Here is a 25,871-nt window from a genome sequence, read left to right as displayed (position 1 = left end):
GCGCGCCTGCTCGCGAAAGCGTTTTGCCAGACACATCTATGTTGAATGTGCCGCCGCCTTCGCGAGCAGGGTCGCTCCCACAGGGGGAATGCAGTGTTACTGGATCAGCGAGCCGCGCAGCGAGTGCGGTTGTGCCGCATCAATGTGCACGTCGGCGAACTGACCGATCAGGGTTGGATTGTCGCAGCGGAAGTTGACGATACGATTATTCTCGGTACGCCCTTGCAGCTCGCCCGGGTCTTTCTTGGAGTAATCGGTGACCAGAATGCGCTGTGTCGAACCAACCATTTGTCGGCTGATCTCGAAACCTTGCTGATTCAAACGATGTTGCAGCGCGTTCAGGCGTTCCTTCTTCAGCTCTTCCGGGGTCTCGTCGGCCAGGTCGGCAGCCGGGGTGCCCGGGCGCTGGCTGTAAACGAACGAGTAGGAGAAGTCGAAACCGACGTCGGCAATCAGCTTCATGGTCTGTTCGAAGTCTTTCTCGGTCTCGCCAGGGAAACCGACGATGAAGTCCGAGCTGATGCAGATCCCCGGCACAGCCGCGCGCAGTTTGCGCAGCTTGGATTTGTACTCAAGCGCCGTGTGGTTGCGTTTCATCGCCGCAAGAATCCGGTCGGAGCCCGATTGCACCGGCAAATGCAGGTGTTTTACCAGCTCCGGCACGTCGGCGTGGGCCTGGATCAGGCTGTCGGAGAATTCCAGTGGATGCGAAGTGGTGTAGCGGATACGGTCGATGCCGTCGATGGCGGCGACTACGCGAATCAGCTCGGCGAGATCGGCCAGGCGACCGTCGTGGGTCGTACCGCGATAGCCGTTGACGTTCTGCCCCAGCAAGGTCACTTCACGCACGCCGTTTTCAGCCAGGTGGATAACCTCGGCGATCACGTCGTCGAATGGCCGGCTGACTTCTTCGCCACGGGTGTAAGGCACCACGCAGAACGTGCAGTATTTGCTGCAGCCTTCCATCACCGACACATAGGCGCTCGGGCCATCGATGCGCGGCTCGGGCAAGTGGTCGAATTTTTCGATTTCCGGGAACGACACGTCGACTTGCGGCAGCTTGGTGATGCGTGCAGCGTCGATCATTTCCGGCAGACGGTGCAGGGTCTGCGGGCCGAACACGACGTCGACATACGGCGCGCGATCGCGAATCGCTGCGCCTTCCTGGCTGGCCACGCAACCGCCGACGGCGATCACCATGTCCGGGTTGGCCAGTTTCAGTTCGCGCCAGCGGCCGAGCTGCGAATACACGCGGTCCTGGGCGCGCTCGCGGATCGAGCAGGTGTTGAGCAGAATCACGTCGGCGTCTTCCGCACGCGCGGTGACTTCCAGGGCCTGATGTTCACCCAGCAGATCGACCATGCGCGAGCTGTCGTACTCGTTCATCTGGCAACCGTGGGTTTCGATGTAAAGCTTCTTGGCCATGGATTAGTGTCGTCACGTGATTCAAAGAACCCGGCATTATAGGGAACAAGCCCTCAGGTTCCTACCGCTGTGCGCCCGGAGGCTATGCTATAGTTTGCGCCCTCATTTTTATCCCCGATGTTATCCCCCCGCCATGACCAAACGCGAAGCTCCAATCTATAAGGTGATTTTCCTCAACCAGGGCCAGGTGTTCGAAATGTACGCCAAGCAGATCTATCAAAGTGATCTGTGGGGTTTTCTGGAAGTGGAAGAGTTCGTCTTTGGCGAGCGCACGCAAGTGGTTGTCGACCCGAGCGAAGAAAAGCTCAAGGCGCAGTTCGAAGGCGTGGTGCGCAGCTTTGTGCCGATGCATTCGATTGTGCGCATCGACGAGGTTGAGCGTCTGGGTACCCCGAAAATCAGCGAAGCCCGTGGCGCGGTCGGCAATGTGATGCCGTTCCCGATGCCGATGCCTGAAAAGTAAAACCGAGTCGCCTCATTCGCGAGCAGGCTCGCTCCCACAGGGGATCTTCTGAACACTGGAGATCTACTGGGGGAGCGAGCTTGCTCGCGAAGGGGCCGGAAAGATCGGCGCAAAAATCAGGGAAGAGGCGAAAACGGCGTACGCCCATCGGCGCTCTGCAGTTCCATCAGGTATTTACGGAAAATTTGCCCGAGCACCTGGGTAGCGGTTTCGAGGTCTTCGCGGGACATTTTTTCCGAGACTTCGTCGGCCGTGTCCAGCGCATCTTCAGCGCCGTTGACCGCGGCCATCTTCAGCACGATGTATGCCTGAATGTTGTTGGCCTGCACGCCTTCGCCGTGGAAGAACATCGTGCCGAGCTTGAATTGCGCCTGAGCGTGGCCTTGCAGCGAGGCTTTTTCGAAGTAGCTCAGGGCTTGATTGAGGTCGCGCGGCGCATTCTTGCCGTCGTAGTAGAACTCACCCAACTCGTATTGCGCTTGCGCATCCCCTTCGTCCGCCGCTTTCTGGCAGGCGGCCAGTGCCTGCGTGACGTCTTGCGGCTGAGTATTGAGGGTGCAACGACCCATCGCCGGGATCAACAACGAGTTGCCGCCTGCTTGTGCATGCGCGAGCAGGGGCTGAAGGAGCAACAGGCAGCCCAAGGCAAGGGTGCGGCCGGTGCGGTTCATGGGAATCGACTTACCTCTGAAGGGCACGCGGACCCATCGAGGGATCCAATAAGCGCGCATTATGAAATAAGCGGGGCCAACCTTACAAAGTCTTTACTCGTTTTTCTGCTGCGCGGGGAATATATCGCCCACTTTATGCAAGCTTTTTGGCAGAAGCGTCGGAAAAACCGGCGAGGTGTAGGTGAATGCTGACGCTGGCAATAGCCAACGTCAGCGGTACGGCGATTACTTCAGTGCAGCGAAGGCGCGCTCGGCAGCGTCCAGTGTCAGTTTCAACTCGGCTTCGCCGTGGGCGATCGAGGTAAAACCTGCTTCGAACGCGCTCGGTGCCAGATACACGCCACCTTCCAGCATCAGGTGGAAGAAGCGACCGAACAGGGCAGCGTCGCTGGCCATCACGTCTTCAAAGGTGACGATGTCATCGGCGCCGCTGAAGTACAGACCGAACATGCCGCCGGCCTGAGTGGTCACGAACGGAATGCCAGCAGCATCGGCACGTTGTTGCAGGCCGTCGAGCAGGCGCGTGGTGTAGTCGGTCAACTCGGCGTGGAAACCCGGACGGCTGATCAGGCGCAGCGTGGTCAACCCGGCGGCCATGGCCAGCGGGTTACCCGACAGCGTACCGGCCTGATACACCGGGCCCAGCGGCGCGATGCGTTCCATGATTTCGCGCTTGCCACCGAAGCAGCCCACCGGCATGCCGCCACCGATGATTTTGCCGAAAGTAGTCAGGTCAGGATTTACCCCGTAGTAAGCCTGAGCACCGCCGAGGGCGACGCGGAAACCGGTCATCACTTCGTCGAAAATCAGCACCACGCCATGCTTGTCGCACAGTGAGCGCAGGCCTTCGAGGAAGCCCGGCGCCGGTGGCACGCAGTTCATGTTGCCGGCCACCGGCTCAACGATGATGCACGCCACATCCTCGCCCACTTCAGCGAGCATCTTTTCCACAGCGTCGATGTCGTTGAACGGCAGTGTCAGGGTGTGTTTGGCGAACGCCGCCGGCACGCCGGCCGAACTTGGCACGCCTTGGGTCAGGGCGCCGGAACCGGCCTTGACCAGCAGGCTGTCGGAGTGACCGTGGTAGCAGCCTTCGAACTTGATGATGCTGTCGCGGCCGGTGTAACCACGAGCCAGACGGATCGCGCTCATGGTCGCTTCGGTGCCGGAGCTGACCATGCGCACCATGTCCATCGACGGCACCAGCGAGCAGACCAGGTCGGCCATCTCGGTTTCCATCGCGGTCGGCGCGCCGTACGACAAGCCGTGTTGCAGCTGGTTACGCACCGCGTCGAGCACGTCCGGATGGCTGTGGCCAAGGATCATCGGACCCCACGAGCCGACGTAATCGACATAACGCTTGTCGTCTTCGTCAGTGACGTAGGCGCCCTCAGCGTGCTTGAAGAACAGCGGCGTGCCGCCAACGCTCTTGAACGCACGAACGGGCGAGTTGACGCCACCGGGAATGTGTTTCTGGGCGTTGGCAAACAGGGTTTCGGAACGAGACATGATCGGGCTCTCAATCTTCAGGATTTGAACAATTCGTTGAATGCGCGGGCGCGGCGGGTCACTTCGGCGGTGCTCTCGGCACCAAACAGACCGTGAACCACGGCCAGCAGGTCGACCCCATGGGCTACCAGCGGCGCAGCGTTGTCGAGGCTGATGCCACCAATCGCGCAGATTGGCAGGTGCAACGTGCGCTTGGCTTCGTCGAGCAGATCGAGGCCGCAGGTCGGCGCACCGGGCTTGGTGTTGGAATTGAAGAAACGGCCGAAGGCGACATAACTCGCGCCTTCTTTGGCGGCTTGTTCGGCCAGCGCGATTTGCGCGTGGCAGGTCGAACCGATGATCGCTTTTGAACCGAGCAGCGCGCGGGTCGGCGACAGCGGGCCGTCGGTCTGACCGAGGTGCACGCCGACGTTGAGGCGCGCGGCCAGTTCGGCGTCATCGTTGATGATCAGCTGCGTCTTGTAGCGCTCGCACAAATCGCGCAGTGCCTCGGCCTCGCGCAAGCGGCGGGCCTCGTCGCTGCTCTTGTCGCGGTATTGCAGCAGGGTGACGCCGCCTTCCAGCGCCGCCTCCACGTAAGACAGAAACTTGCCCGCCAGCAATTGGCTGTCGGTAATGGCATACAGGCCACGTAGTTTCATCGGGCAGACCTCACGACGTTACGAGCAGAAATCCAGCGGCAGGCGACGCGGGACGAACTGGCCTTTGCCCAGTTGTTCGGCATCGCGCAGGGTGCGCCAGGTGTAATCCAAAGCACTGCGCACAGCGCTGGCCAGGTGTTCGCCCTGCGCCAGACGACCGGCCAGCGCGCTGGCCAGTGTGCAGCCGGAACCGTGATAGCTGCCCGGCAGGCGCTGACAGATAAAGGTTTCACGCAGGCCGTCGCGGCTGTACACGCGGTTGTGGATTTCAGTTTCGTCGCCATGGCCGCCGGTGATCAGCAGGTTTTTGACGAACGGCAGGAGTTTTTCAGCGCACTCGTCCGCGGTGCCTTCGGGCAGTTCGGCGAGGATCCGGGCTTCAGGAAGGTTAGGCGTGGCAATGATCGACAACGGCAGCAGGCGCTCGCGCATCGCGTAGCCGACCTCGTCCTTGCCCAGGCGTCCGCCGCCACCGGCGCGCAGCACCGGGTCGCAGACCACCGGCAAGTGCGGGTGCGCCGAGAGCAGTTCGACAACGGTGTCGACCATTTCCAGCGAACCGAGCATGCCCAGTTTGACTGCGGCGACTTCGGAGTCGTTGAGCACGGCATTGGCCTGGGCCAACACCCACTCACGGTCGAGGACGCGGAAGTCAGTGACGTTGACGGTGTCTTGCACGGTCAGCGCGGTGACGGCCGGAGCCGCATGGCAACCCTGCGCGAGCAGGGCTTCGATATCTGCCTGCAAGCCGGCGCCACCACTTGGGTCGTGGCCGGAGAGACAGAGGACAACGGGGCGAGAGCTGTAGATATTCATGGTGCGCGAGCTTACCACCAAAGCTGATTTTCGGGTTCAGTCCTGAGGGCGTTCGCCGATAGATTGTCTGACAAGCTGCTGCCACAAAGGTATTCACAACTTCAGGTGTTTCAGTGACTTGACCAACTCAACAGCTCTAGCCCGCTGCTTTGCTCTGAAACGCCCGTTCTAGAGCCTTTGTAGGAAAAATTTCGATGGTGCTCAATGGCCATCAACGGCTATGCTAGTCTGGATCCAAACCAATAACAGGTAATACCGGTTTTACGTCTACTCAAAGGGAATGGGGGGCTTCCTGACACAACCGGACGAGCCACGCTGGGGCTTCAATGCGCTATTTGCTGATGTTGCTGTTCTGCTTGCCCTTTATGGCGAGCGCTGTCGAATTCGACGAATTTACCCAGAGCCTCCCTCTGGGCCGATCGCTGCAAGTGTTCGAAGACCCGAGCGGTCAGGCGAGCATTGCCGATGTTCGCGCGCAGGCTGCCGCCGGCAATTTCAAAGCCCACGATAAAGCCACACTGAATGCCGGTTACTCGCGCTCGGCGTTCTGGTTGAAGATCGACCTGCACTATCGTCCGAGCAATCCCGCCGCCCAGCGCACCTGGCTGCTGGAACTGGCGTATCCACCGCTCGATCATCTCGACCTCTATATGCCTGACGCCAGTGGCGACTATCGCCTCGTCCGCCAGACCGGTGACGCCTGGCCGTTCGCCAGCCGCGAGATTCGCCAGAACAACTATTTGTTCGACCTTGCATTCCAACCCGATCAACAGCAAACCGTCTACCTGCGTCTGGCCAGCGAAGGCTCGATCCAGGCACCGGTGACGTTGTGGTCGAGCACCGCGTATCTCGAAGACCAACCGGTGCGCCTGTATGTGCTCGGCATCATTTACGGTGTGTTGTTGGGGATGCTGGTCTACAACCTGTTCATCTACCTCAGCGTGCGCGACACCAGTTATCTCTATTACATCTTCTACATTGCCTCGTTCGGTCTTTATCAGTTGTCGGTGAACGGCGCGGCAGTCGAGTATTTCTGGCCGGACAATCCGTGGTGGGCCAACGCCGCGACGCCGTTCTTCATTGGTTGCGCCGGCCTGTTCGGCAGCCAGTTCGCCCGCAGCTTCCTGCAGACCAAAAACCACAGCCGTGGGCTCGATCGTGTGCTGATCGGATTGATTGCATTCAGCGCGTTGGTCATCGGCCTGTCGCTGATGACCAGTTACGCCCTGGCCTTGCGCCTGGCAACGACGCTGGCGCTGACCTTCACCGTGGTGATTTTCGCGGCGGGGATTCTGGCCTGGTGGCGCGGCTTGCGCGTGGCGCGTTATTTCATTATTGCCTGGTCGGCGTTCCTGCTCGGCGGCGTCGTCAACACGCTGATGGTGCTGGGTCTGCTGCCGAACGTGTTCCTGACCATGTACGCCAGCCAGATCGGTTCAGCCATTGAGGTGGCGCTGCTGTCGCTGGCGCTGGCCGACCGTATCAACGCGATGCGCGAGCAACAGGCGCAAACGCTGTACGACGCCGGGCAGAAACTCGAAGTGCTCAACCAGCAGCTGGCGCACAGCAACAAGCTCAAGGACGAATTCCTCGCGACCTTGACCCATGAACTGCGCACGCCGATGAACGGTGTGATCGGTTCGCTGGAACTGATGCAGACGGTCGAGATGGACCCGGAGCTTGAGCAATACCAGCAGACTGCCGCCGGTTCCGCGCGGGACATGATGCGCATGGTCAACGGCATCCTCACCCTTACCGAATTGCAGGCCGGCAAGCTCAAGGCTGCGCCGGGCAGTTTCAGTTTGCGTGCGGTGGTCGAAGCGTTGCGTGTGCAGTTCGACGGCAACGCCGCGAGCAAATCGCTGGACTTCAAGGTTGAAGTGCTGCCGACCCTGCCGGATCGCTTGCACGGCGACAGCGCCAAACTCGCGCAATGCCTGGAATGCCTGCTGGATAACGCGATCAAGTTCACCCGCGTCGGTGGTCTGGCGTTGCGCGTCACCGGTAAACCGTCGACGGACAATCGTCTGGCGCTGTCGTTTGCGGTGATCGACACCGGCATCGGTTTCACCGATCTGGGCGAGGCGACGATGTACCAGCGTTTCTTCCAGCTCGACGGTTCGATGACCCGCGAGTACGGTGGTTTGGGCGTCGGTCTGGCGATCTGCCGACAGTTGGTCGAGTTGCTCGGTGGCAAGCTCACTCATCGCTCGGAGCCCGGGCGTGGCAGCCGCTTCCAGCTGGATGTCGAATTTGAGTTGCCAGTGGTTGAGGCGGCATCGACGCCGATTCCTTCACACGATTGCGTGCGTGCACCGCAGGACTGCACGGTGTTGCTGGTGGACGACAACAGCGTCAACCAACTGGTGATGCGCGGCATGTTGCTCAAGCTCGGTTTTCGCGTGCGTACCGCCGACAACGGCGCGGCGGCGCTCGATTGCCTGCAGCGTGAAACGGTCGACGCGGTGCTGATCGATTGTCAGTTGCCGAGCCACGAAGGCGCGTCGTTGTGCTGCCAGATTCATGCGCTGCCGGGCTGCGCCAATCTGCCGGTGTTCATGCTGGCGTTGAATGCTGATCGCGAGCTTTGCACAACGGGCGCGGCGATCGATTACCTGAACAAACCGGTGAAATTCGAAGACCTGCAATCTGCGCTGGAGCGGCGCGTGTTGTGCTGCTGATAGGGTAAACACGCCGCAAATTCGGCTGATATGACACTTTGACCGCTTTCGGTGCGGTGCTTAACTGAGTTCCTTGGTTGCCCAAAGGAGCCCCGTCATGAACCTGCATCAGTTCGCCGAAACCCACGAAGTCACCAACCAGCCACCGTCGCTGGACGGCACCAACCTGTACCGCATCGACCTGCCGTTGCAGGAGTGGTCGCGCAGGTTCGGCGCCGGTTGGGCCGAGTCGCGGATCGATGCCTATGGCGCGCTGGCCGGCGGGGCGCTGATGGAAGCCGGGTTCCTCGCCAATCAGAACAAACCAACGTTCGCCAGCCATGACCGCTACGGGCATCGCATCGATCTGGTGGAATTTCATCCGGCCTATCATGAGCTGATGCGCACGGCGATCGAGCACGGTCTGACGTCGATGCCCTGGACCCATCCGCAGGACGGTGCACACGTCGCCCGCGCGTCCATGAGTTATCTGCACAGTCAGGCCGAGGCCGGCAGCGGTTGCCCGTTGACCATGACCTTCGCCAGCGTGCCGGCCTTGCGTTTGCAGCCGAACCTCGCCGAGCAATGGCTGCCGAAAGTCCTCGCCACCCAATACGACCCACGCAACGTCGGCATGGCGCACAAGGCCGGCGTGACCATCGGCATGGCCATGACCGAAAAACAGGGCGGCACCGACGTGCGCGCCAACACCACCAAGGCTTATCCGGTCGGCGCCAGTGGCCCGGGCGAGGCGTATGAGTTGGTCGGGCACAAATGGTTTTGCTCGGCGCCGATGTGCGACGCGTTCCTGACCTTGGCGCAGACCGACAAGGGTTTGAGCTGCTTCCTGCTGCCACGGCATCGCCCGGACGACACGCGAAATCAGTTCTACATTCAGCGCCTGAAAAACAAGCTCGGCAACCAGTCCAATGCCTCCAGCGAAGTGGAGTTTCGGGGCGCGCTGGCGTGGATGGTCGGTGAAGAAGGGCGCGGCGTGCCAACCATCATCGAGATGGTGGCGATGACCCGCTTCGATTGTATGGTCGGTTCCAGTGCGTTGATGCGTCAGGCGCTGACCCAGGCCAGCCACCACTGCGCGCACCGCAAGGTCGGCGGCAAGTTGCTCAGCGAACAGCCGTTGATGCAGAACGTGCTGGCCGATCTGGCCCTGGAAAGCGAAGCCGCGCTAGCCCTCAGTTTGCGCATGGGCAAGGCGCTGGATCATCTGGACGATCGCCACGAAGCGCAATTCGCGCGGCTGGTGACAGCAGTGGGCAAGTATTGGATCTGCAAACGCGCGCCGGCGATGATCAACGAAGCCGCCGAATGCATGGGCGGTGCCGGGTATGTCGAGGACAGCATCCTGCCGCGTCTGTACCGCGAGGCGCCGGTGAACTCGACGTGGGAAGGCTCGGGGAATGTGCAGTGCCTCGACGTACTGCGCGCGTTATCGAAAGAGCCGGGTGTGCTGGATGTGTTGTTCAGCGAGTTGGGCGACGGGCACGGTGACAAGCGATTGGCCGCGCATATTCAGCAGTTGCAGGTGCAGTTCAAGGACACCAGCGACATTCAATACCGGGCGCGGCAGTTGACCGAAGACATCGCGCTGGGGTTGCAGGCCAAGCTGTTGCTGGAGGCCGGCAATTCGGTGGTCAGCGATGCCTTTATTGCCAGCCGCCTGAGCGGTGGTGGCCGCGTCTACGGCGCCTTGCCGCGGGGGCTGGACGTCGAAGCCCTCGTCGCCCGCTCAACCCCGCAAGGCTTCTGAGCTCAATCTCCCCAACACCACAAAACCCTGTGGGAGCGAGCTTGCTCGCGAAAGCGGTACATCAGTCGACATCAATGTTGAATGACAAACCGTATTCGCGAGCAAGCTCGCTCCCACAGGGGATATCCGTTGATGGGAAGATTTGGGTACACCCACAACGCCACTGTTCCCGTGACGCGACGATGCAGGCAAGATGAAGCTCTGCAAGTCAGAACACAGGAAGCTGATCGTGACCGAAGCGTTTATTGTCGTTCAAACCGCCGAACAAGCCGTGGACCGTCTGGCCGAGCTGCATGAGCGGGCCACCACTGCGCTGAACTCGGCGCTCAAGCGTTACCTCAAGGATCGCGTCGAACCCGACGCTGCGCAGCGTGCTCTGTTTCGTTATCCCGAACTGCGTCTGACCTATCACTGCCAGGGCGAAGTCCCGCAGACCACTCGGGCTTACGCCAAGGTGCAACTACCGGGCACTTACAGCGTTACCGTCACCCACCCGGCGGCGTTCCGCAAATACCTGCTCGAGCAACTTGTGCCGTTGATGCACGACTTCACCGTGACCGTGGAAGTCGGCGTCAGCCAGCAAAACATTCCGTATCCGTATGTGGTCGAGCAGGGCGATGAACTCGCCGGCTCCGGCGTCACCGCTGCCGTGCTGGCGCGGGTGTTTCCGAGCACCGACCTGTCCGCCGCCACCGATGGTATCGCCGACGGTCTCTACGATTGGGAAAACACCGATCCACTGCCGCTGGCGCTGTTCGACGCCGCACGCGTGGATTTCTCGTTGCGCCGTCTGGTGCATTACACCGGCAGCGACTGGCGTCATGTGCAACCGTGGATTCTGCTGACCAACTACCACCGCTACGTCGACCAGTTCATCGTCCATGGTCTGGAGCAACTGCGCAGCGATCCGCGTTTCGTGCGCATGGTCTTGCCCGGCAACGTGATCATCGAAAAGAGCATGGATCACGGCGAAGCCTCGGCAATCGCTGCCGGTGTCGTGTGGCACCGTTACCAGATGCCGGCGTATCACCTGATCGCCAACGATGGCCATGGTGTCACGCTGGTCAACATCGGCGTCGGCCCATCTAACGCCAAGAACATCACCGACCACCTCGCCGTACTGCGTCCGCATTGCTGGCTGATGATCGGCCACTGCGGTGGCCTGCGTCAGTCGCAGACCATTGGCGACTACGTGCTGGCTCACGCTTATATGCGTCGCGATGGCATTCTCGACCGTGTGGTGCCGCCGAACATTCCGATCCCGGCACTGGCCGAAGTGCAAATGGCGCTGCAACAAGCAGCGGCGAATGTCACCGGCGAGAAGGGCGATGACCTGAAAAAACGCCTGCGCACCGGCACCGTGCTGACCTACGACGACCGTAACTGGGAACTGCGCTGGGCGCAGGAACGGCCGCTGATCAACCTGTCCCGTGCGGTCGCGGTGGACATGGAAAGCGGCACGATTGCCGCGCAGGGTTATCGCTTGCGGGTGCCGTACGGCACGTTGCTGTGCGTCTCGGATAAACCGCTGCACAGTGAAATCAAGCTGCCGGGTTCGGCCAACGCCTTCTATGAACGCGCGGTCAGCCAGCACTTGAAGATCGGCATCGAAGCGGTGGACCTGCTGCGCACCGAACTCAACTCGCTGCACTCGCGCAAACTGCGCAGCTTCGACGAACCGCCGTTCCGTTAACGGTTAGTCGTGGTCATTTGGCGGTCAGGGCACTAGCATTGTCAGTCCTGATCGCTAAATGTTTGCCCTCCCTATGTCTCGTCCCCCGCGTCCACCTTCCCGCCGCCCTGGCGCGAAGCCTCAGTCGTCCTCGCCACGCCGTGTTGCCAAGGCACCACCGGCTGAGCCGAAACTGATCCTGTTCAACAAACCGTTCGATGTGCTGACGCAATTCAGCGACGGAGAAGGGCGGGCGACGCTCAAGGATTTCATCGATGTGCCCGGTATCTACCCGGCCGGACGCCTTGATCGTGACAGCGAAGGATTGTTGCTGTTGACCAACGACGGGCAGTTGCAGGCGCGCATCGCTGATCCGAAACACAAACTGGCGAAAACCTATTGGGTGCAGGTCGAAGGCGTGCCGACGGCCGAGCAGTTGCAGCGTCTGCGCGATGGCGTCGAGTTGAACGACGGCATGACCTTGCCTGCCGAAGCGCGGCCACTCGATGAGCCGCAATTGTGGCCACGCAATCCACCGGTGCGCTTTCGCGTGACCGTGCCGACTTCATGGCTGGAACTGGTGATTCGCGAAGGGCGCAACCGTCAGGTGCGCCGGATGACGGCGGCAGTCGGCCTGCCGACATTACGGCTGGTGCGGGTGAAGATTGGTGACTGGACGATCGAAGGGCTCGACCAAGGTCAGTGGAAAGAAGTGCCGGCGCGCTTATAGAGCGCCGGATTCGATCAGGCCGATCACCACACTCTTGATGATGAACGCGGCCACGCCCAGGCCCAGCACGAAAAACAGAATGAACGAGCCAAAGCGCCCGGCCTTGGACTTTTTCGCCAGATCCCAGACGATGAAACCCATGAAAATGATCAGGATGCTGACCAGTCCGGTCATCATCCACTCTTCTAATAATGCTGGATCCATTGGGTTTCTCCGGCTTGGGCGCGGCTAAAAGGGCGCGGCGAGTATACGCCAAGGTGTGTGGGGTGGCATTGATCTGGGTCTGATCCGAAGCCTTTAGCCCTCACCCTAGCCCTCTTCCAGAGGGAGAGGGGACTGACCGAGGTGTCTGGCGTCATACATCGACCTGAAAGATCGAGTCGATTATGGATTCACAGCAGAGCCCTCAGGTCGGCGTACTTCTTCAGCATCTCACGGTCGGCCCCCTCTCCCTCCGGGAGAGGGCTGGGCGGGCGGCGTTCCGATGAGGGTGCCCTTGATCAACTACGTAAATGGGTGAGGGGCAATTCAGTGCTGTTGAGCACCTGATTCAGCACAAAGCTCGAGCGCACGCTTGTCACGCCTTCAATCCGCGTCAAATGCCCCAGCAACAACTTCTGATAGTGATCCATATCCGGCACCACCACTTTCAACTGGTAATCGGCATCCACGCCCGTCACCAGGCTGCACTCGAGCACCTGCGGCAACGTCCGGATCGCCGCCTCGAAGTTCTCGAAACGCTCCGGCGTATGCCGGTCCATGCCGATCAGCACATACGCGGTCAGGCTCAGCCCGAGCATCTTGCGATCGAGCAAAGCGACCTGACGCGAGATATAACCGTCGTCTTCCAGCTGTTTGACCCGACGCGAACAAGGCGAGGGCGACAGACCGATGCGCTCGGCCAACTCCTGGTTGGAGATGCGGGCGTCGCGCTGCAATTCCGCCAAAATGCTCAGGTCGTAACGGTCGAGTTTGCTCATCAGTCTGTCCTTGGTTGTAACTATTGCGGCGGATTATCTATCCAGGGTTAAAAATTGCGCAAGTGGTGTTTATTTCAGCAATCTTCGCAATCCTCTGTCGCGGCCTCAGGCCTATTCTTATCACCAGAATCACTGCTCGGTAACACAGTCCACGCGGCCCGCCCTATCCGGCCTGCCGCGGCCGCCACCCCCACCGGGGTTGTGCCGGCCCCCGAGCTGCACACTGTCCAGAAGACGGCGTGAGGTGAGCCGACGTCAAAAGCGTCGAGCCAGGACGAAGTTCTCTAGAAGGGAGGCCGACGGGTCTCCCTTTTTTCTTGCCTGCGATTTCATGCCAGACGCTCAATAAATAAGTTGCGCGACTGATAACCTGTTGCAGAACCCGTTGTGGGTATTCCCGGTCTTAGTGACAAGCCCTCTTACATTTACAGGCCCCGCAGTGAGAAAAAGCATGAAGTCGCGCATCTGGCGTCTGGCCGGTGTTGGTTTGCTGTGTGTGAGTGTCAGTGCGCAAGCGCTTGCCGATGAGCCGCAGAATCGTGGACCGGACGGCGGTGGCCATGGTCCGGATCATCAGGGCAATAATCAGGGGCATGGCGGCAACAATCAGCCGCGCCCGCAGAACAATCCATCGCAGAACCAGCCGCAACAGAATCAGCCGCGCCCGCAGAACAACGAGATCATTCGTGGCGACAACAGCCGCCAGTTCGAGCACAACGGCCAGCAGCACAACAACAATGGCCAGTGGCAAAACCACGACCAGAACCGCCCGGCCTACAACCCGAACCCGGTCCGTCAGCCGCCACCGCCGCCGCAACTGCCGGCCAACAGCCTGCCGATCCAGCCACGCCCCGACACCGTGCGCCAGACTCAGGAGCCGCGCCAAGGCTACTACCGCGACGAGCGTCCGCAAAACGGCTACAACAACCAGCATTGGCAAACCAACAACCGGCCCAATGACAATCGCTGGCCGGGGCGTCCCGATGGACACGGCAACGGTTGGGGGTCGGGCCCGCAATACCGGCCGGGGCATGTGATCGACCGCTTCCCGGATCGCGATTACCGCGTGCCGTATCGTGGCCAGGATTACTTCTTCTCTGGCGGCTACTGGTATCGCCCGCAAGGCCCGCGCTACATCGTTGTGCAGCCACCGCGTGGGATTCGTATCCAGTACTTGCCCGATTACGCCCGTGAAGTATGGATCGGGGGGTCGTTGCTGTTCCTCGCCGCCGGTTCCTATTACGCGTACCAGGAAGCGACGCAGGATTACGTGGTGGTCGAACCGCCAGTGCAGCAGCAACAGCCTCAGCCGCAATCACAAGGTTATGACGTCGAAGCGTACCCGGCCAACGGCCAGTCGCCGGAGCAAGTGCAGCAGGACGGATACCAGTGCTACCAGTACGCCGTGCAGCAAAGTGGTTTCGACCCGCGCACCGCGACGTATCAACCGGCGCCCGAAGTGGTTCAGGCGTACCGCCAGGCTCAGGGTAATTGCCTGAGCAGTCGCGGTTATCAGGTGAGCTACTGAAGCCGGGTTTGCGCCCCTTCAGACTTGACCACTTCCTGCGGGTCGGCGTGCACCAGCACTTCGGCGCGCGGGTAGGCCTTGTGAATGGCATCGGCGGCTTGATCGCTGATGCCGTGGGCCACTGACAGCGTCAACTCTCCCGGCAATTCCAGGTGCAACTGCACGAACCAGTGGTTGCCGGAGATCCGCGTGCGCAAGTCATGCGCGCCCAACACCCCCGGCACACTGCAGGCGAGTTCGAGCATGTGCTGACTGACGTCCGTCGGCAGCTCCTCATCCATCAACACCGAAAAACTTTCCCGGGCGATCTGGATCGCGCTCCACAGAATGTACGCAGCAATCCCCAGACCGAACCACGCATCCAGTTGATCAAAACCAAACCCGGCCAAAATCAGCGCAATCAGAATGCTGCCGTTGAGTAACATGTCCGAGCGATAGTGCAGCGAATCCGCGCGCACGGCGTTGGAACCGGTCTGTTTGATCACCCGATGCTGCAACACTAGCAACGCCGCCGTCAGCAGCAGCGAAAACACGATCACGCCGATGCTCAACCATGGCGCGCCGAGCGGTTGCGGATCGTGCAGCCGCTCGTACGCCTGAAACGCGATCAACACCGCACTGCCGCCGATGAACAACGCCTGCGCCATGCCCGCCAGCGATTCTGCCTTGCCGTGGCCATAACGGTGATCGTCATCGGCCGGGCGCAGCGCGTAATGCACCGCCAGCAGATTGAGCATCGAGGTGATGCCATCCAGCGCCGAGTCGGTGAGGCCGGCGAGCATGCTCACCGAGCCGCTCAGCCACCAGGCGATGGCTTTGGCGACGATCAGCGTGCAAGCGACCGCCACCGAGGCGCGGGTCGCCAGCCGTAGCAGGCGAGCGTGTTCGGGGCTGGAGGTCATTGCGTTTCCTTTTTATGCGGCAGGTTGCAGGCCGAACATGGCCAGTTGTTGAGTGCTGCCCTTGTGTTGAATCAGGCGCGGGTCATCCAGTGGGAAGTCTCTGCCGAGCTCGCTTTCGAGAATAGCCTGCAACTTGTGATTATCGACCTGACCGTCGGGGCCGATGGCTTGCTTGAGCTTGGCCGGATCGATTTGCGCGGTGTGGCCCGGTTCGAAATAAATCGCGCCAGTGGCAAAGTCGACGGCAAACGCGATCAGCCCGGGAATGATGTAGAACAGCAGGCCCACGGCGTCGAGCACGGCAATCGCCGGGTCGACTTTGCCGTCAATCTGACCGCGACGATCCGGATAGAAAATCGAACCGCACGCAGTGATTTGCGTGAGCAGGGTGGCGACCAGTACACCGCCGATCAGGCGAAAAGGTAAGCGCATGGGGAAATCTCCTGAGTCATTTGAAAACGAAGCGTAGTCGTCTGGAATTAAGACCCTGACGAACGCCCGGCAGTTCGCCGTTATACTCGCGCCTGGCAGGGCGTGCCCACAGTAAATTGCGGCCTCGTCTCACCCCTACCGAAATACGTTGAGGATTGAAGTTGTTTTCTCCAGATCGACACCGCGTGAAGGCTAATGAATCCTATCGGGGTTCGGCCCTACGGGCTAAAGCTGTGAGCGCGCCATGCTGCGTTGCGGGACTTGGCAAGGAAACGACCCTTACCTGCGTCCCGCGCCTTGCCTGGCACGCTCACAACTTTAACGCGACTCGCAATTTACTGTGGGCACGCCCTGGGGAGCCAGCATGATTTCTTTGCCAATCGATGAAGTTTTACCCGCCCTGCGTGAAGCCTTGGCGACGCGCCACGAAGCCGTGCTCGAAGCTCCGCCCGGCGCTGGTAAAACCACGCGCGTGCCGTTGGCCTTGCTCAATGAAGCGTGGCTGGCCGGGCAGACCATTCTGATGCTGGAACCGCGCCGTCTCGCCGCGCGTGCAGCGGCGGAACGGCTGGCCAGTGAGCTGGGCGAGAAGGTCGGGGAAACCGTCGGTTATCGCATCCGTCTCGACAGCAAGGTTGGCCCCAACACCCGTATCGAAGTGGTCACCGAAGGCATTCTCACCCGCCGCTTGCAGGATGATCCGGCGCTGGAAGGCGTGGGCCTGCTGATCTTCGACGAATTCCACGAACGCAGCCTCGATGCCGATCTGGCACTGGCCTTGAGTCTGAACGGTCGCGAGCTGTTTCGAGCTGAACAGCCGCTGAAGATTCTGTTGATGTCGGCCACGCTCGAAGGCGAGCGCCTGGCAGGATTGCTCGATGACGCGCCGATCCTGCGCAGCGAAGGCCGCATGTATCCGGTGACGATGCGCTGGGGGCGGCCGTTTCAGCCCGGCGAATACATCGATCAACGTGTCACGCAAACCGTGCTTGAAGCACTGCACGACGAAACCGGCAGCCTGTTGGTGTTCCTGCCGGGGCAGGCGGAAATTCGTCGCGTGCATCAACAATTGGCCGACGCGATCGGCGAGCGCAGCGATGTGTTGCTGTGCCCGTTGCACGGTGAACTCGACCTCAATGCGCAACGCGCGGCGATCGATCCGGCGCCGGCCGGTCAGCGCAAAGTGGTGCTGGCGACCAACATCGCCGAGACCAGTCTGACCATCAACGGCGTGCGCGTGGTGATCGATGCGGGGCTGGCGCGGGTGCCGCGTTTCGATCCTGGCAGCGGCATGACGCGTCTCGATACCCAGCGAATTTCCAAGGCCAGCGCTACTCAGCGCGCGGGCCGGGCGGGACGACTGGAACCGGGTGTTTGTTATCGCTTGTGGTCGCAGGATCAACACGAACAGCTTGCGGCTTACGGCAGTGCGGAAATTCTCTCGGCGGATCTCGCCAGTCTCGCGCTGCAATTGGGGCGCTGGGGCGTGACGCCGGGCGAACTGGTTTGGCTCGATGTTCCGCCAGCCGCTGCTTATGCCCAGGCGCAGGATTTGTTGCAACGACTTGGCGCGCTGGAAGGTGAAGCGCTGACGACCCATGGTCAGGCCATGGCTGAGTTGCCGGCGCATCCGCGCATCGGTCATTTGTTGTTGCGCGGTCAGGCGCTGGGTTTGGCCACCATGGCGTGCGACGTTGCCGCGTTGCTCGGTGAGCGCGATATCTTGCGCGGCGCCGGAGCGGATTTGCACAGTCGATTGGCCCTGCTGTCCGGTGAAGAACGCGCGGCCCGTAGTGCGCAGGGCGGGGTGCAACGGGCTAAGCAACTGGCGCGGCAATATCGCGGTTACCTGCGCGGCAAGTCCAGCGAGCCGGTCAGCGATCCCGATCATCCGCGCTGGCTCGGTGCGTTGCTGGCGCTGGCGTATCCGGATCGCGTTGCGCAACAGCGGCGCGCCGGAGGTGCCGAATATCGTCTGGCCAACGGTCGTGCGGCGCTGTTCGCCGAAGCCGACAGCTTGATGAAAGAGCCGTGGATCGTCATCGCCGACCTCGGCAGCCGCCAGGGTCAGCGTGAAGAGCGTATTTATCTGGCGGCTGATTTTGATCCGGCGCTGTTTGATTCCGTGCTCGCTGAACAGGTACGCAACGTCGATCAACTGGACTGGGACGAGCGCGAAGGCGTGCTGCGCGCCGAGCGTCAGCGCAAGGTCGGCGAGTTGGTTCTGAGCCGCGAACCGCTGACCGGCCTCGACGAAAATGCACGCAGTCAGGCGCTGGTGAATCTGGTGCGGCGCAAAGGTCTGGAGTTGCTGCCGTGGACGCCGGAGCTGCGCCAGTGGCAGGCGCGGGTGGCGTTGTTGCGTCAGTTGGAATTGAATAATCAGGCTGACAGTCAGTGGCCGGATGTCAGTGATGCGACGCTGCTGGATACCCTTGAAGATTGGCTGATGCCCTATCTGGGCAAGGTCTCGCGGCTCAGCCACTTTGCCAACCTGGACCTGTCGAGCATCGTCCGTAATCTGCTGCCCTGGCCGCTGCCGCAAAAGCTCGATGAGCTGGCGCCACATCATTTGAGCGTGCCGTCGGGTTCGTCGATTCGTCTGGACTACAGCGAGTTCCCACCGATCCTGGCGGTGCGTTTGCAGGAATTGTTCGGGCTGGCCGATACGCCGCGAATTGCCGGCGGGCGGCAGGTGGTCAAATTGCATCTGCTGTCGCCAGCGCGGCGACCGGTGCAGGTCACGCAGGATCTGGCCAACTTCTGGCGCAGCACCTATGCCGAGGTGAAGAAGGATCTGAAGGGGCGGTACCCGAAGCACTATTGGCCGGATGATCCGTTGGTGGCCGAGGCGACTGCACGGGCGAAACCGCGCGGTACCTGAAGAGCAAAAGATCGCGGCCTTCGGCAGCTCCCACAGGTTTTCGCGGCATGATCCGATTTTTAGTGGTGGGTCTTGGCGGTTAATTGTTCGCGGCAATAATCGGCGAACAGCTGCGCCGGTTTGGTCAACTGCCCGCGCTTGAGCCACGCCGCCACTAGGCCTGAACCGGTAACGTCTTCGACGATGTCCACGCACACGACTTTCTTGCCGTCGTAGGTGCATTCCGAATGCGGTTTGGTCACCAGAATCGAAAAGCCGAACCCCTGGCCAACCATCCCGCGCACCATCTCGATCGACGGCGAGCTGAACTCGATACGCGGCGTCAGGCCCAACTCTTCAAACAGGCTGACGAAGTAGGTTCGGCTCGGCTGCACGTCGAGCAGGATCATCGGGTCCAGACACAGATCGCGCAGTGACACTTGCTTGTATTCGGCGAAGCGATGGTCAGCGGGTAACAGCGCATACGGCCGTTGCGCGGGCATCAGCGGTTCGGTCTGGATGGTCGCGTCGAGTTCATGTTCGTAAAGAATCACCAGATCGAAGGCCCCCGAGGTCAGGCCTTGCACCAGCTCTTGCTGCTCGCCGTCGCGGATGCGGATTTTCACCCCCGGATACAGCGCCGAAAATCCGGCAATCAGTTGCGGCAAGTACAACGGCGCAACCGTTTCGAAACAGCCGATATCGATCTGTCCGGCGACCACGTCGTTGTCGGCGAGGGCGTTCTGTTCGAACTCCTTGGCCATGCGCAGCAGTTCCTGAGCCTTGCGCAGAAAGCGCGCACCGCTCGGCGTGAGGGAAACCCCTTGGGCGTGATGACGGATCAGCAGTTGCACGGCGAAGCTGTCTTCCAGCGCCTTGATCGCCGTGGAGATCGCCGGTTGCGCGATGTACAGCTTGCGCGAAGCCTCGGCAACGCTGCCGCATTCGACGGTGGTGATGAAGTATTTCAGCTGACGCAAATTGTAGGCGGCCACGGCAAACCTCAGGACGAGCGGACTCGACTTCCAAGCAATTTGTGCGCCGCCACGTCCGTTGCGCGACGATGTTGTTATCCCTCAACCATAGCCACCTGCGCGGTATTTTGGGGAAGTCATTGCCCAGTGTTTTTATTGCCTGCGAAGATATTTTTACTATTTTTAGCCCATGCGGGCCTGAGCGACCATCGAGGCACAATAACGTCTCAGGAGCATCCGTCGTGTTCGAGCTTGCAGAGTGGCAGCGCCGCGCCGTTGCATTGAAATTTCCCGATCAGGCCGTGATTGACGGCAAACATTGCGCCGCGCTGTCGGGGCAGACCTTTGCCGCGATCAACCCGGCGACTGGCGAATGCCTGGCCAATGTGGCGGCGTGCGGCGAGGAGGATGTCGACGCGGCGGTGCGCAATGCGCGACAGGTGTTCGAGGCCGGGACGTGGTCGCAACGCCCGCCGGCCGAGCGCAAGCCAGTGCTGCTGCGTCTGGCTGATTTGCTGATGACGCATCGCGAAGAACTGGCGCTGCTCGATTCGCTGAACATGGGCAAACCGGTGATGGATGCCTACAACATTGACGTGCCGGGCGCCGCCGGGGTGTTCCGTTGGTACGCGGAGGCCATCGACAAACTTTACGATCAGCTCGCCCCCAGTGCGCCGAATGTGTTGGCGACGATCACCCGCGAAGCACTGGGTGTGGTGGCGGCCGTGGTGCCATGGAACTTCCCGTTGGACATGGCCGCATGGAAGCTCGCGCCGGCCTTGGCGGCGGGGAATTCGGTGATCCTCAAACCAGCCGAGCAGTCACCGTTTTCGGCGTTGCGTCTAGCCGAGCTGGCGCTGGAAGCAGGGCTGCCGCCGGGTGTGCTGAACGTCTTGCCGGGGCTTGGTGAGCAAACCGGCAAGGCCTTGGGTTTACACGCGGATGTCGATTGTCTGGTGTTCACTGGCTCGACCCAGGTCGGCAAATATTTCATGCAGTACTCCGCGCAGTCGAACCTCAAGCAGGTGTGGCTGGAGTGCGGCGGCAAGAGCGCCAATCTGGTGTTCGCCGATTGTCAGGATCTGGATCTGGCGGCGGAGAAAGCTGCGTTCGGCATCTTCTTCAATCAGGGGGAAGTCTGCTCGGCCAACTCGCGACTGCTGGTGGAACGTTCGATTCATGATGAGTTTGTTGAACGCTTGAAAGCCCAGGCCGAGCTCTGGTTGCCGGGCGATCCGCTGGATCCGCAGAGCAGCGCTGGCGCCATCGTCGACCACAAACAGACGTCGGGCATCATGCGTTTTATTCGCAGTGCCGAGCAGTCAGGGGCGACCCGGGTTTGTGGCGGTCAGCAGCGGCGCTTCAACGGCTCGGACAACTTCATTGAACCGACGATTTTCACTGGCGTAACGGCGGACATGCCGTTGTTTCGTGAAGAGGTGTTTGGCCCGGTGCTGGCGGTGATGCCGTTCGATGATGAGGCCGAGGCTGTACGACTGGCCAATGACAGCGTGTACGGGCTTGCGGCGTCGTTGTGGACTGATGACCTCAACCGCGCGCATCGTGTGGCGCGGCTGTTACGCGCAGGCACGGTATCGGTCAACACGGTGGATGCACTGGATGTGACGGTGCCTTTCGGCGGCGGCAAACAATCGGGATTTGGCCGGGATCTATCGCTGCATTCGCTCGACAAATACACCCAGCTGAAAACTACCTGGTTTCAGTTGCGCTGACACCGAGTTGCCCCTTCGCGAGCAGGCTCGCTCCCACACTGGATCTATGCCACACCGAAGATCCTCTGTGGGAGCGAGCCTGCTCGCGAATGCGTTCGCCCGTTCAAAGCATTTCTCCAGACATGCACCCACCTCGCGCACCCGCGCAATCGCCGCCCTTTAGCAGTGCGCACTACCCAGTTTTTTCATCATTTGCAGCCAACAATTTCCTGATTTTCCTCACCGCGCACATGGGCCACCATCGATCTTGCCCGCCAGCCGAAGTTTGTCCGCCCAAGCGTCCGCGAGAGACCAACGGCAGCAACTGCACAACGGCCGGCGACCGTACTGCCCATGACAAAACTAAATCAACAGCGTCGGGAGTGCTCCATGATCAAGTCCTTGTGTATTCGTCTCACTCATCCTCTGGCAATTACTGCTCTGGCCGCCACGGTCGCGACCAGCGCCCAGGCCGGCACCTTGTCCATCGGCCACACCACGTGGGTCGGCTACGGCACGCTTTATCTGGCTCAGGACCTGGGCTACTTCAAGGAAAACGGTCTGACCGTCGAATTGCCGGTGGTCGAAGAGGCCTCGATGTACATGGCCGCACAGGCGTCCGGGCAATTATCCGGTTCGGCGTCGACCATCGATGAAGTGCTCAAATACCGCCCGCAGTTTTGCTTCAAAGCGGTCGCGGCACTGGATGACAGCCATGGTGGCGACGGTGTGCTGGTCGGCAAGGATGTGAAGAGCCTGCAAGAACTCAAGGGCAAATCCGTCGCGGTCAACGAGGGTTCAACCTCGCAATTCTGGCTCTCGTATCTGCTGAAAAAGAACGGCATGAAGATGAGCGACATCACCGTGCAGAACATGACCGCTGACGATGCCGCCACCGCGTTCATCGCCGGTCGCGTGCCCGCCGCGGTGACCTGGGAGCCGCATCTGTCGATGGTGCGCGACAAGCAGCAAGGCAAAGTGTTGATCGACAGCAGCAGCACCCCCGGGGTGATCGTCGATGTGGTCGCGCTCAATTGCACGGTTATCGAAAAACAGCCGGAAGACGTCAAGGCGCTGGTCGCCGGTTTGTACAAAGCCGTGCAGTACACCAAGGATCACCCGGAAGACGCGTACAAAATCATGGCCAAAGGCGTCGGCGGTTACCTGTCTGATCCGAAGGAGCTGGCTGCCGCCGCACAAGGCGTGCGTTTCTACGATCAGGCTATGAGCGAGAAACTTCTCGGCTCGCCGGGCAAACCGGGCGACAGCGCAGCGCTGATCAAACTGGCCAACGAAACCGCCAGCGAACTGCAGGGCAAACCTTACAACGTCAGCAACGACGAGCTGGTCGACAACCGTTTCGTCAGCCCGCTCTAGGAGGTATGCCATGTTCAAGCGCAATTCGTGGCTGAGCCGCAGCCTCACGCCGAAAACCGCTTTGCCGGTGCAAGTGGTGTGGAGCGCCAGCGCTCTGGCCTGGGTGTTGTTGGTCGGCTTGTGGGCCGGACTTTCTTATGGCGGCATCGTCCCGGGGATGTTCCTGCCAACGCCGGGCGCGGTGGTTGAAGCCGCCGTGCGCCTGAGCCGCGACGGCACACTTGGCACGCATGTGTGGGCGAGTGTCGAAGTGGTGATGGTCGGCTTTATTGTGTCGTCGCTGGTGGCGGTGCCGTTGGGGTTGCTGATGGGCAGCTTCCGCATCGTTCAGGCATTCCTTGAACCGCTGGTGAACTTCATCCGTTACCTGCCGGTGACCTCGTTCGTGCCGCTGTTCATTCTGTGGATCGGCATCGGTCTGGAGCAGCGCGTGTCGGTGATTATCTTCGGTGTGTTCTTCCAGCAACTGGTGATGATCGCCGACGTGTCGAAGGGTATTTCCAAGGACTTGATCAACGCCTCTTACACTTTGGGTTCCAATCGCCGCGATGCGGTGTTGCACGTGATCGCGCCGGCCTCGGTGCCGGGTGTACTCGACACCTTGCGCGTCACCATGGGCTGGGCCTGGACTTATCTGGTGGTGGCTGAACTGGTCGCTGCTTCCAGCGGTTTGGGTTACCTGAGCCTGAAGGCCATGCGCGGTTTTCAGGTCGACGTGATTTTCCTCGCCATCGCGATCATCGGCCTGCTCGGTCTGGTCACCGATCAACTGTTCCGTTTTCTCCGCTTGAGGGTTGCCGCATGGGCTCAGTGACAGCTGCCAATCATCGTTTTATCGAACCCGTCGCAACCCCGGCGCAAGCCGCGCCACGTTTGCAGGTGGACAAGGTCAGCCTGCGTTACCAGAAGCCTGACGGCGGCACCTTTACCGCGCTGGAAGAAGTTTCGTTTGAGGTGCCGGATCAACAGTTTGCCGTGCTGGTCGGGCCTTCGGGTTGCGGCAAGTCGAGCCTGTTGTACCTGACTGCCGGCCTGGCTGAGCCGACCTCCGGCGAGATCTACGTCGGTGGTCAGCAGGTGCAAGGTCCCGGCGCAGATCGCGGCATGGTTTTTCAGAGTTACACGTTGTTCCCGTGGCTGACGGTGCGGCAGAACGTCGAGTTCGGCCTCAAACGCCGCGGCATGCCGGCGGCGCGGCGCAAGGAGATTGTCGATTACTACGTCAACGAAGTCGGCCTCACCGGGTTCGCCGACAACTACGCCAAGCAGCTGTCGGGCGGGATGATGCAGCGCGTGGCGATCGCCCGCGCACTGGCCAATGACCCGCAGATTCTGCTGATGGACGAACCGTTCGGCGCGCTCGACAGCCAGACGCGTTTGCAGATGCAGCAGTTGTTGCTGCGGGTCTGGGGCAACAGCAAGAAGACCGTGCTGTTCGTCACCCATGACATCGACGAAGCGATTCTGCTCGGCGACCGGGTCTATGTGATGGGCGCGAAACCAGGGCGGATCAAGCAGATTCTCGATGTGCCGATCGAGCGTCCGCGCTCACTGGACATGGTCATGGAGCGCTCGTTCATCGACATGAAACGGCAGATCTTCGGGCTGCTGCATGACGACCTGGAAGAAGTGCATTAATGCGGAGATACACAACACCTGTGGGAGCGAGCTTGCTCGCGAAGGCGTAGTGTCAGTCGATGTATTTATTGCCTGACGCACCGCATTCGCGAGCAAGCTCGCTCCCACAATGTGACTTCACGGCAGGGCAAACACGGTTTTGACCCATCCCTGCAGGGTGTATTTCTGGTAGATGTGTTCAGGCACGTCGACATACGGATCCGTAATGAACCGTTCAGGAATCACCGGATTGGCCTCGTCAATCACCAGAATGTTCGCCGGATTGTAAAAGTCATAGTCGACTACGCTCTGGTTGGTGGTGATGACTTTTTTCCGTGAGGCCATGGCTTCGAAGAAACGGAAGCTCAACCCGGCCTGACCGGGCTTGGCAATGTCGAGAATGATCCGCGAGCGTTTGACCAGCTCACCCACCGATTCCAGCGACATTCTCTGCTCGAAAAAGGTGATGCCCGGATGCGCGCCCGAGACCGGTTTGCACTGGACCAGAAACTTGTAATCGGTGACTCCGAGGCGATCGAACTCCTGCGCGAGGCCGGCCAGTGCCGGCACCCGATCCTTGCCCGCCATCACCACAAACGCCGAATATTCACCGGGCGCGCCGTCGGCGCTGTAGTCGTCGTAGATGAAGTTGTAGAGTTTTTTCAGGCCGTAGCTTTCAGCATTCTGCGGATCAAAGGAAAACACCTCGTCATAGCCGGCAAGCGCTTCGCGGGTCATCGGCCAGCGACTGAAACTGTCGTAGAGGTAGGCGATCTTGCGCGCGCTGGCATTGAGGCCGGCGGTCAGTTGCCTGGGCTCGATTTGCGCCGGGTTGATGATCAACGCGACGTCAAAATGCGCAGATGCACCGAGGCGCTTCTTGAACTGGCGCAACTGCGCCCAGCGCTTCAGCGGGCGGCGGATGATTTTCGGGGCTCGATCAAAGCGGTTGGACAGCGACGATGTATCGATGAAGCACACATCGTTGTCACGCCTCAGATAGTCGGCGAGTTTGCTGGCGTAACCGCCGATGTCCTTGCACACCAGTAAGATTTTCATGCGAGTTCCATTTCTTCAATTCGGCGGCTGACGCCATGTTCGGTGGGGCTGGCCCGACAGTTTGCGCACGTC

22 protein-coding genes are annotated in these 25,871 nt (G+C 60.7%); 11 read left to right on the top strand and 11 right to left on the bottom strand.

Translation table 11 applies throughout. The features are described 5' to 3' along the window. Nucleotides 1-96: 96 nt before the first annotated feature. Nucleotides 97-1,425: a tRNA (N6-isopentenyl adenosine(37)-C2)-methylthiotransferase MiaB gene (gene miaB, locus A8O26_RS15475; RefSeq protein WP_053124140.1), complete on the bottom strand. Its 1,329-nt coding sequence runs from the start codon at nt 1,423-1,425 to the stop codon at nt 97-99. A gap of 133 nt (nt 1,426-1,558) precedes the next feature. Here miaB and A8O26_RS15470 point away from each other — a divergent pair, with 133 nt between their 5' ends. After that, nucleotides 1,559-1,888 carry a DUF1820 family protein gene (locus A8O26_RS15470; protein WP_003185742.1) on the top strand — a complete coding sequence of 110 codons (330 nt, stop codon included), beginning with the start codon at nt 1,559-1,561 and terminating at the stop codon, nt 1,886-1,888. Nucleotides 1,889-2,004: 116 nt separating this feature from the next. On the opposite strand, the gene A8O26_RS15465 is transcribed toward A8O26_RS15470, so the two are convergent. The 4 genes from A8O26_RS15465 to A8O26_RS15450 form a co-directional block, all read right to left on the bottom strand. Beyond that, nucleotides 2,005-2,559, bottom strand: coding sequence for a tetratricopeptide repeat protein (locus tag A8O26_RS15465; RefSeq protein WP_003228518.1), 555 nt, complete (start codon nt 2,557-2,559; stop codon nt 2,005-2,007). 225 nt (nt 2,560-2,784) lie between these two features. Next, the gene (gene hemL, locus A8O26_RS15460) at nt 2,785-4,068 is read right to left on the bottom strand and encodes a glutamate-1-semialdehyde 2,1-aminomutase (RefSeq protein WP_038361864.1); all 1,284 of its coding nucleotides are present in this window, start codon (nt 4,066-4,068) and stop codon (nt 2,785-2,787) included. Nucleotides 4,069-4,085: 17 nt separating this feature from the next. After that, nucleotides 4,086-4,709, bottom strand: coding sequence for a thiamine phosphate synthase (gene thiE / locus A8O26_RS15455; RefSeq protein WP_064118801.1), 624 nt, complete (start codon nt 4,707-4,709; stop codon nt 4,086-4,088). Between the two features lie 18 nt (nt 4,710-4,727). Further along, nucleotides 4,728-5,525 carry a hydroxymethylpyrimidine/phosphomethylpyrimidine kinase gene (locus A8O26_RS15450; RefSeq protein ID WP_007909650.1) on the bottom strand — a complete coding sequence of 266 codons (798 nt, stop codon included), beginning with the start codon at nt 5,523-5,525 and terminating at the stop codon, nt 4,728-4,730. A gap of 326 nt (nt 5,526-5,851) precedes the next feature. Between A8O26_RS15450 and A8O26_RS15445 the strand changes: the two genes are divergently transcribed. From A8O26_RS15445 to A8O26_RS15430, 4 genes are all read left to right on the top strand, one after another. Then, a complete protein-coding gene (locus A8O26_RS15445; RefSeq protein WP_064118800.1) occupies nt 5,852-8,206 on the top strand; it encodes a hybrid sensor histidine kinase/response regulator in 2,355 nt (784 codons plus the stop codon). Nucleotides 8,207-8,303: 97 nt separating this feature from the next. Then, the gene (locus tag A8O26_RS15440) at nt 8,304-9,953 is read left to right on the top strand and encodes an acyl-CoA dehydrogenase family protein (protein WP_064118799.1); all 1,650 of its coding nucleotides are present in this window, start codon (nt 8,304-8,306) and stop codon (nt 9,951-9,953) included. Nucleotides 9,954-10,146: 193 nt separating this feature from the next. Beyond that, the gene (amn, locus tag A8O26_RS15435) at nt 10,147-11,646 is read left to right on the top strand and encodes an AMP nucleosidase (protein ID WP_162130776.1); all 1,500 of its coding nucleotides are present in this window, start codon (nt 10,147-10,149) and stop codon (nt 11,644-11,646) included. 73 nt (nt 11,647-11,719) lie between these two features. Next, the gene (locus A8O26_RS15430; protein WP_064118798.1) at nt 11,720-12,355 is read left to right on the top strand and encodes a pseudouridine synthase; all 636 of its coding nucleotides are present in this window, start codon (nt 11,720-11,722) and stop codon (nt 12,353-12,355) included. Here A8O26_RS15430 and A8O26_RS15425 read toward each other — a convergent pair. Then, nucleotides 12,350-12,559 carry a DUF2788 domain-containing protein gene (locus tag A8O26_RS15425; RefSeq protein WP_007909655.1) on the bottom strand — a complete coding sequence of 70 codons (210 nt, stop codon included), beginning with the start codon at nt 12,557-12,559 and terminating at the stop codon, nt 12,350-12,352. The two genes, A8O26_RS15430 and A8O26_RS15425, sit on opposite strands and share 6 nt — an antisense overlap. A 296-nt stretch (nt 12,560-12,855) precedes the next feature. Further along, the gene (locus A8O26_RS15420; protein ID WP_007909658.1) at nt 12,856-13,335 is read right to left on the bottom strand and encodes an Lrp/AsnC family transcriptional regulator; all 480 of its coding nucleotides are present in this window, start codon (nt 13,333-13,335) and stop codon (nt 12,856-12,858) included. A 451-nt stretch (nt 13,336-13,786) separates the two neighbouring features. Between A8O26_RS15420 and A8O26_RS15415 the strand changes: the two genes are divergently transcribed. Further along, nucleotides 13,787-14,863: a DUF6515 family protein gene (locus A8O26_RS15415; RefSeq protein ID WP_064118797.1), complete on the top strand. Its 1,077-nt coding sequence runs from the start codon at nt 13,787-13,789 to the stop codon at nt 14,861-14,863. Here the strand turns inward: A8O26_RS15415 and A8O26_RS15410 are convergent. Next, nucleotides 14,857-15,765, bottom strand: a complete 909-nt coding sequence (locus A8O26_RS15410; RefSeq protein ID WP_064118796.1) for a cation diffusion facilitator family transporter — start codon at nt 15,763-15,765, stop codon at nt 14,857-14,859. The genes A8O26_RS15415 and A8O26_RS15410 overlap by 7 nt on opposite strands. A gap of 12 nt (nt 15,766-15,777) precedes the next feature. Next, entirely contained in the window at nt 15,778-16,197 is a 420-nt protein-coding gene (locus A8O26_RS15405; RefSeq protein ID WP_034153788.1) for a hypothetical protein, read from the bottom strand. A gap of 364 nt (nt 16,198-16,561) precedes the next feature. Between A8O26_RS15405 and hrpB the strand changes: the two genes are divergently transcribed. Continuing rightward, nucleotides 16,562-19,081 (top strand): ATP-dependent helicase HrpB, encoded by a 2,520-nt coding sequence (gene hrpB / locus A8O26_RS15400; protein WP_064118795.1) that lies wholly within the window; start codon nt 16,562-16,564, stop codon nt 19,079-19,081. Nucleotides 19,082-19,140: 59 nt separating this feature from the next. Here hrpB and A8O26_RS15395 read toward each other — a convergent pair whose 3' ends face one another. Further along, the gene (locus A8O26_RS15395) at nt 19,141-20,055 is read right to left on the bottom strand and encodes a LysR substrate-binding domain-containing protein (RefSeq protein WP_064118794.1); all 915 of its coding nucleotides are present in this window, start codon (nt 20,053-20,055) and stop codon (nt 19,141-19,143) included. A 221-nt stretch (nt 20,056-20,276) separates the two neighbouring features. On the opposite strand from A8O26_RS15395, the gene A8O26_RS15390 reads away from it, so the two are divergent. From A8O26_RS15390 to A8O26_RS15375, 4 genes are all read left to right on the top strand, one after another. Next, entirely contained in the window at nt 20,277-21,767 is a 1,491-nt protein-coding gene (locus tag A8O26_RS15390) for an aldehyde dehydrogenase (protein ID WP_064118793.1), read from the top strand. A gap of 369 nt (nt 21,768-22,136) precedes the next feature. After that, entirely contained in the window at nt 22,137-23,123 is a 987-nt protein-coding gene (locus tag A8O26_RS15385) for an ABC transporter substrate-binding protein (protein ID WP_064118792.1), read from the top strand. 10 nt (nt 23,124-23,133) lie between these two features. Beyond that, nucleotides 23,134-23,937 carry an ABC transporter permease gene (locus A8O26_RS15380; RefSeq protein WP_064118791.1) on the top strand — a complete coding sequence of 268 codons (804 nt, stop codon included), beginning with the start codon at nt 23,134-23,136 and terminating at the stop codon, nt 23,935-23,937. Then, complete coding sequence (locus A8O26_RS15375) at nt 23,925-24,761, top strand: ABC transporter ATP-binding protein (protein ID WP_064118790.1); 837 nt, start codon at nt 23,925-23,927, stop codon at nt 24,759-24,761. The genes A8O26_RS15380 and A8O26_RS15375 overlap by 13 nt, the downstream gene beginning before the upstream one ends. 117 nt (nt 24,762-24,878) lie before the next feature. On the opposite strand, the gene A8O26_RS15370 is transcribed toward A8O26_RS15375, so the two are convergent. Beyond that, the gene (locus A8O26_RS15370) at nt 24,879-25,799 is read right to left on the bottom strand and encodes a hypothetical protein (RefSeq protein ID WP_064118789.1); all 921 of its coding nucleotides are present in this window, start codon (nt 25,797-25,799) and stop codon (nt 24,879-24,881) included. Between the last annotated feature and the right edge of the window lie 72 nt (nt 25,800-25,871).

The sequence above is a fragment of the Pseudomonas fluorescens genome, assembly GCF_001648775.1.
Lineage (GTDB): Bacteria > Pseudomonadota > Gammaproteobacteria > Pseudomonadales > Pseudomonadaceae > Aquipseudomonas > Aquipseudomonas fluorescens_M.
The sequence above is the reverse complement of the archived record's forward strand: the minus strand, read 5'-3'. Positions and strand labels throughout refer to the sequence as shown.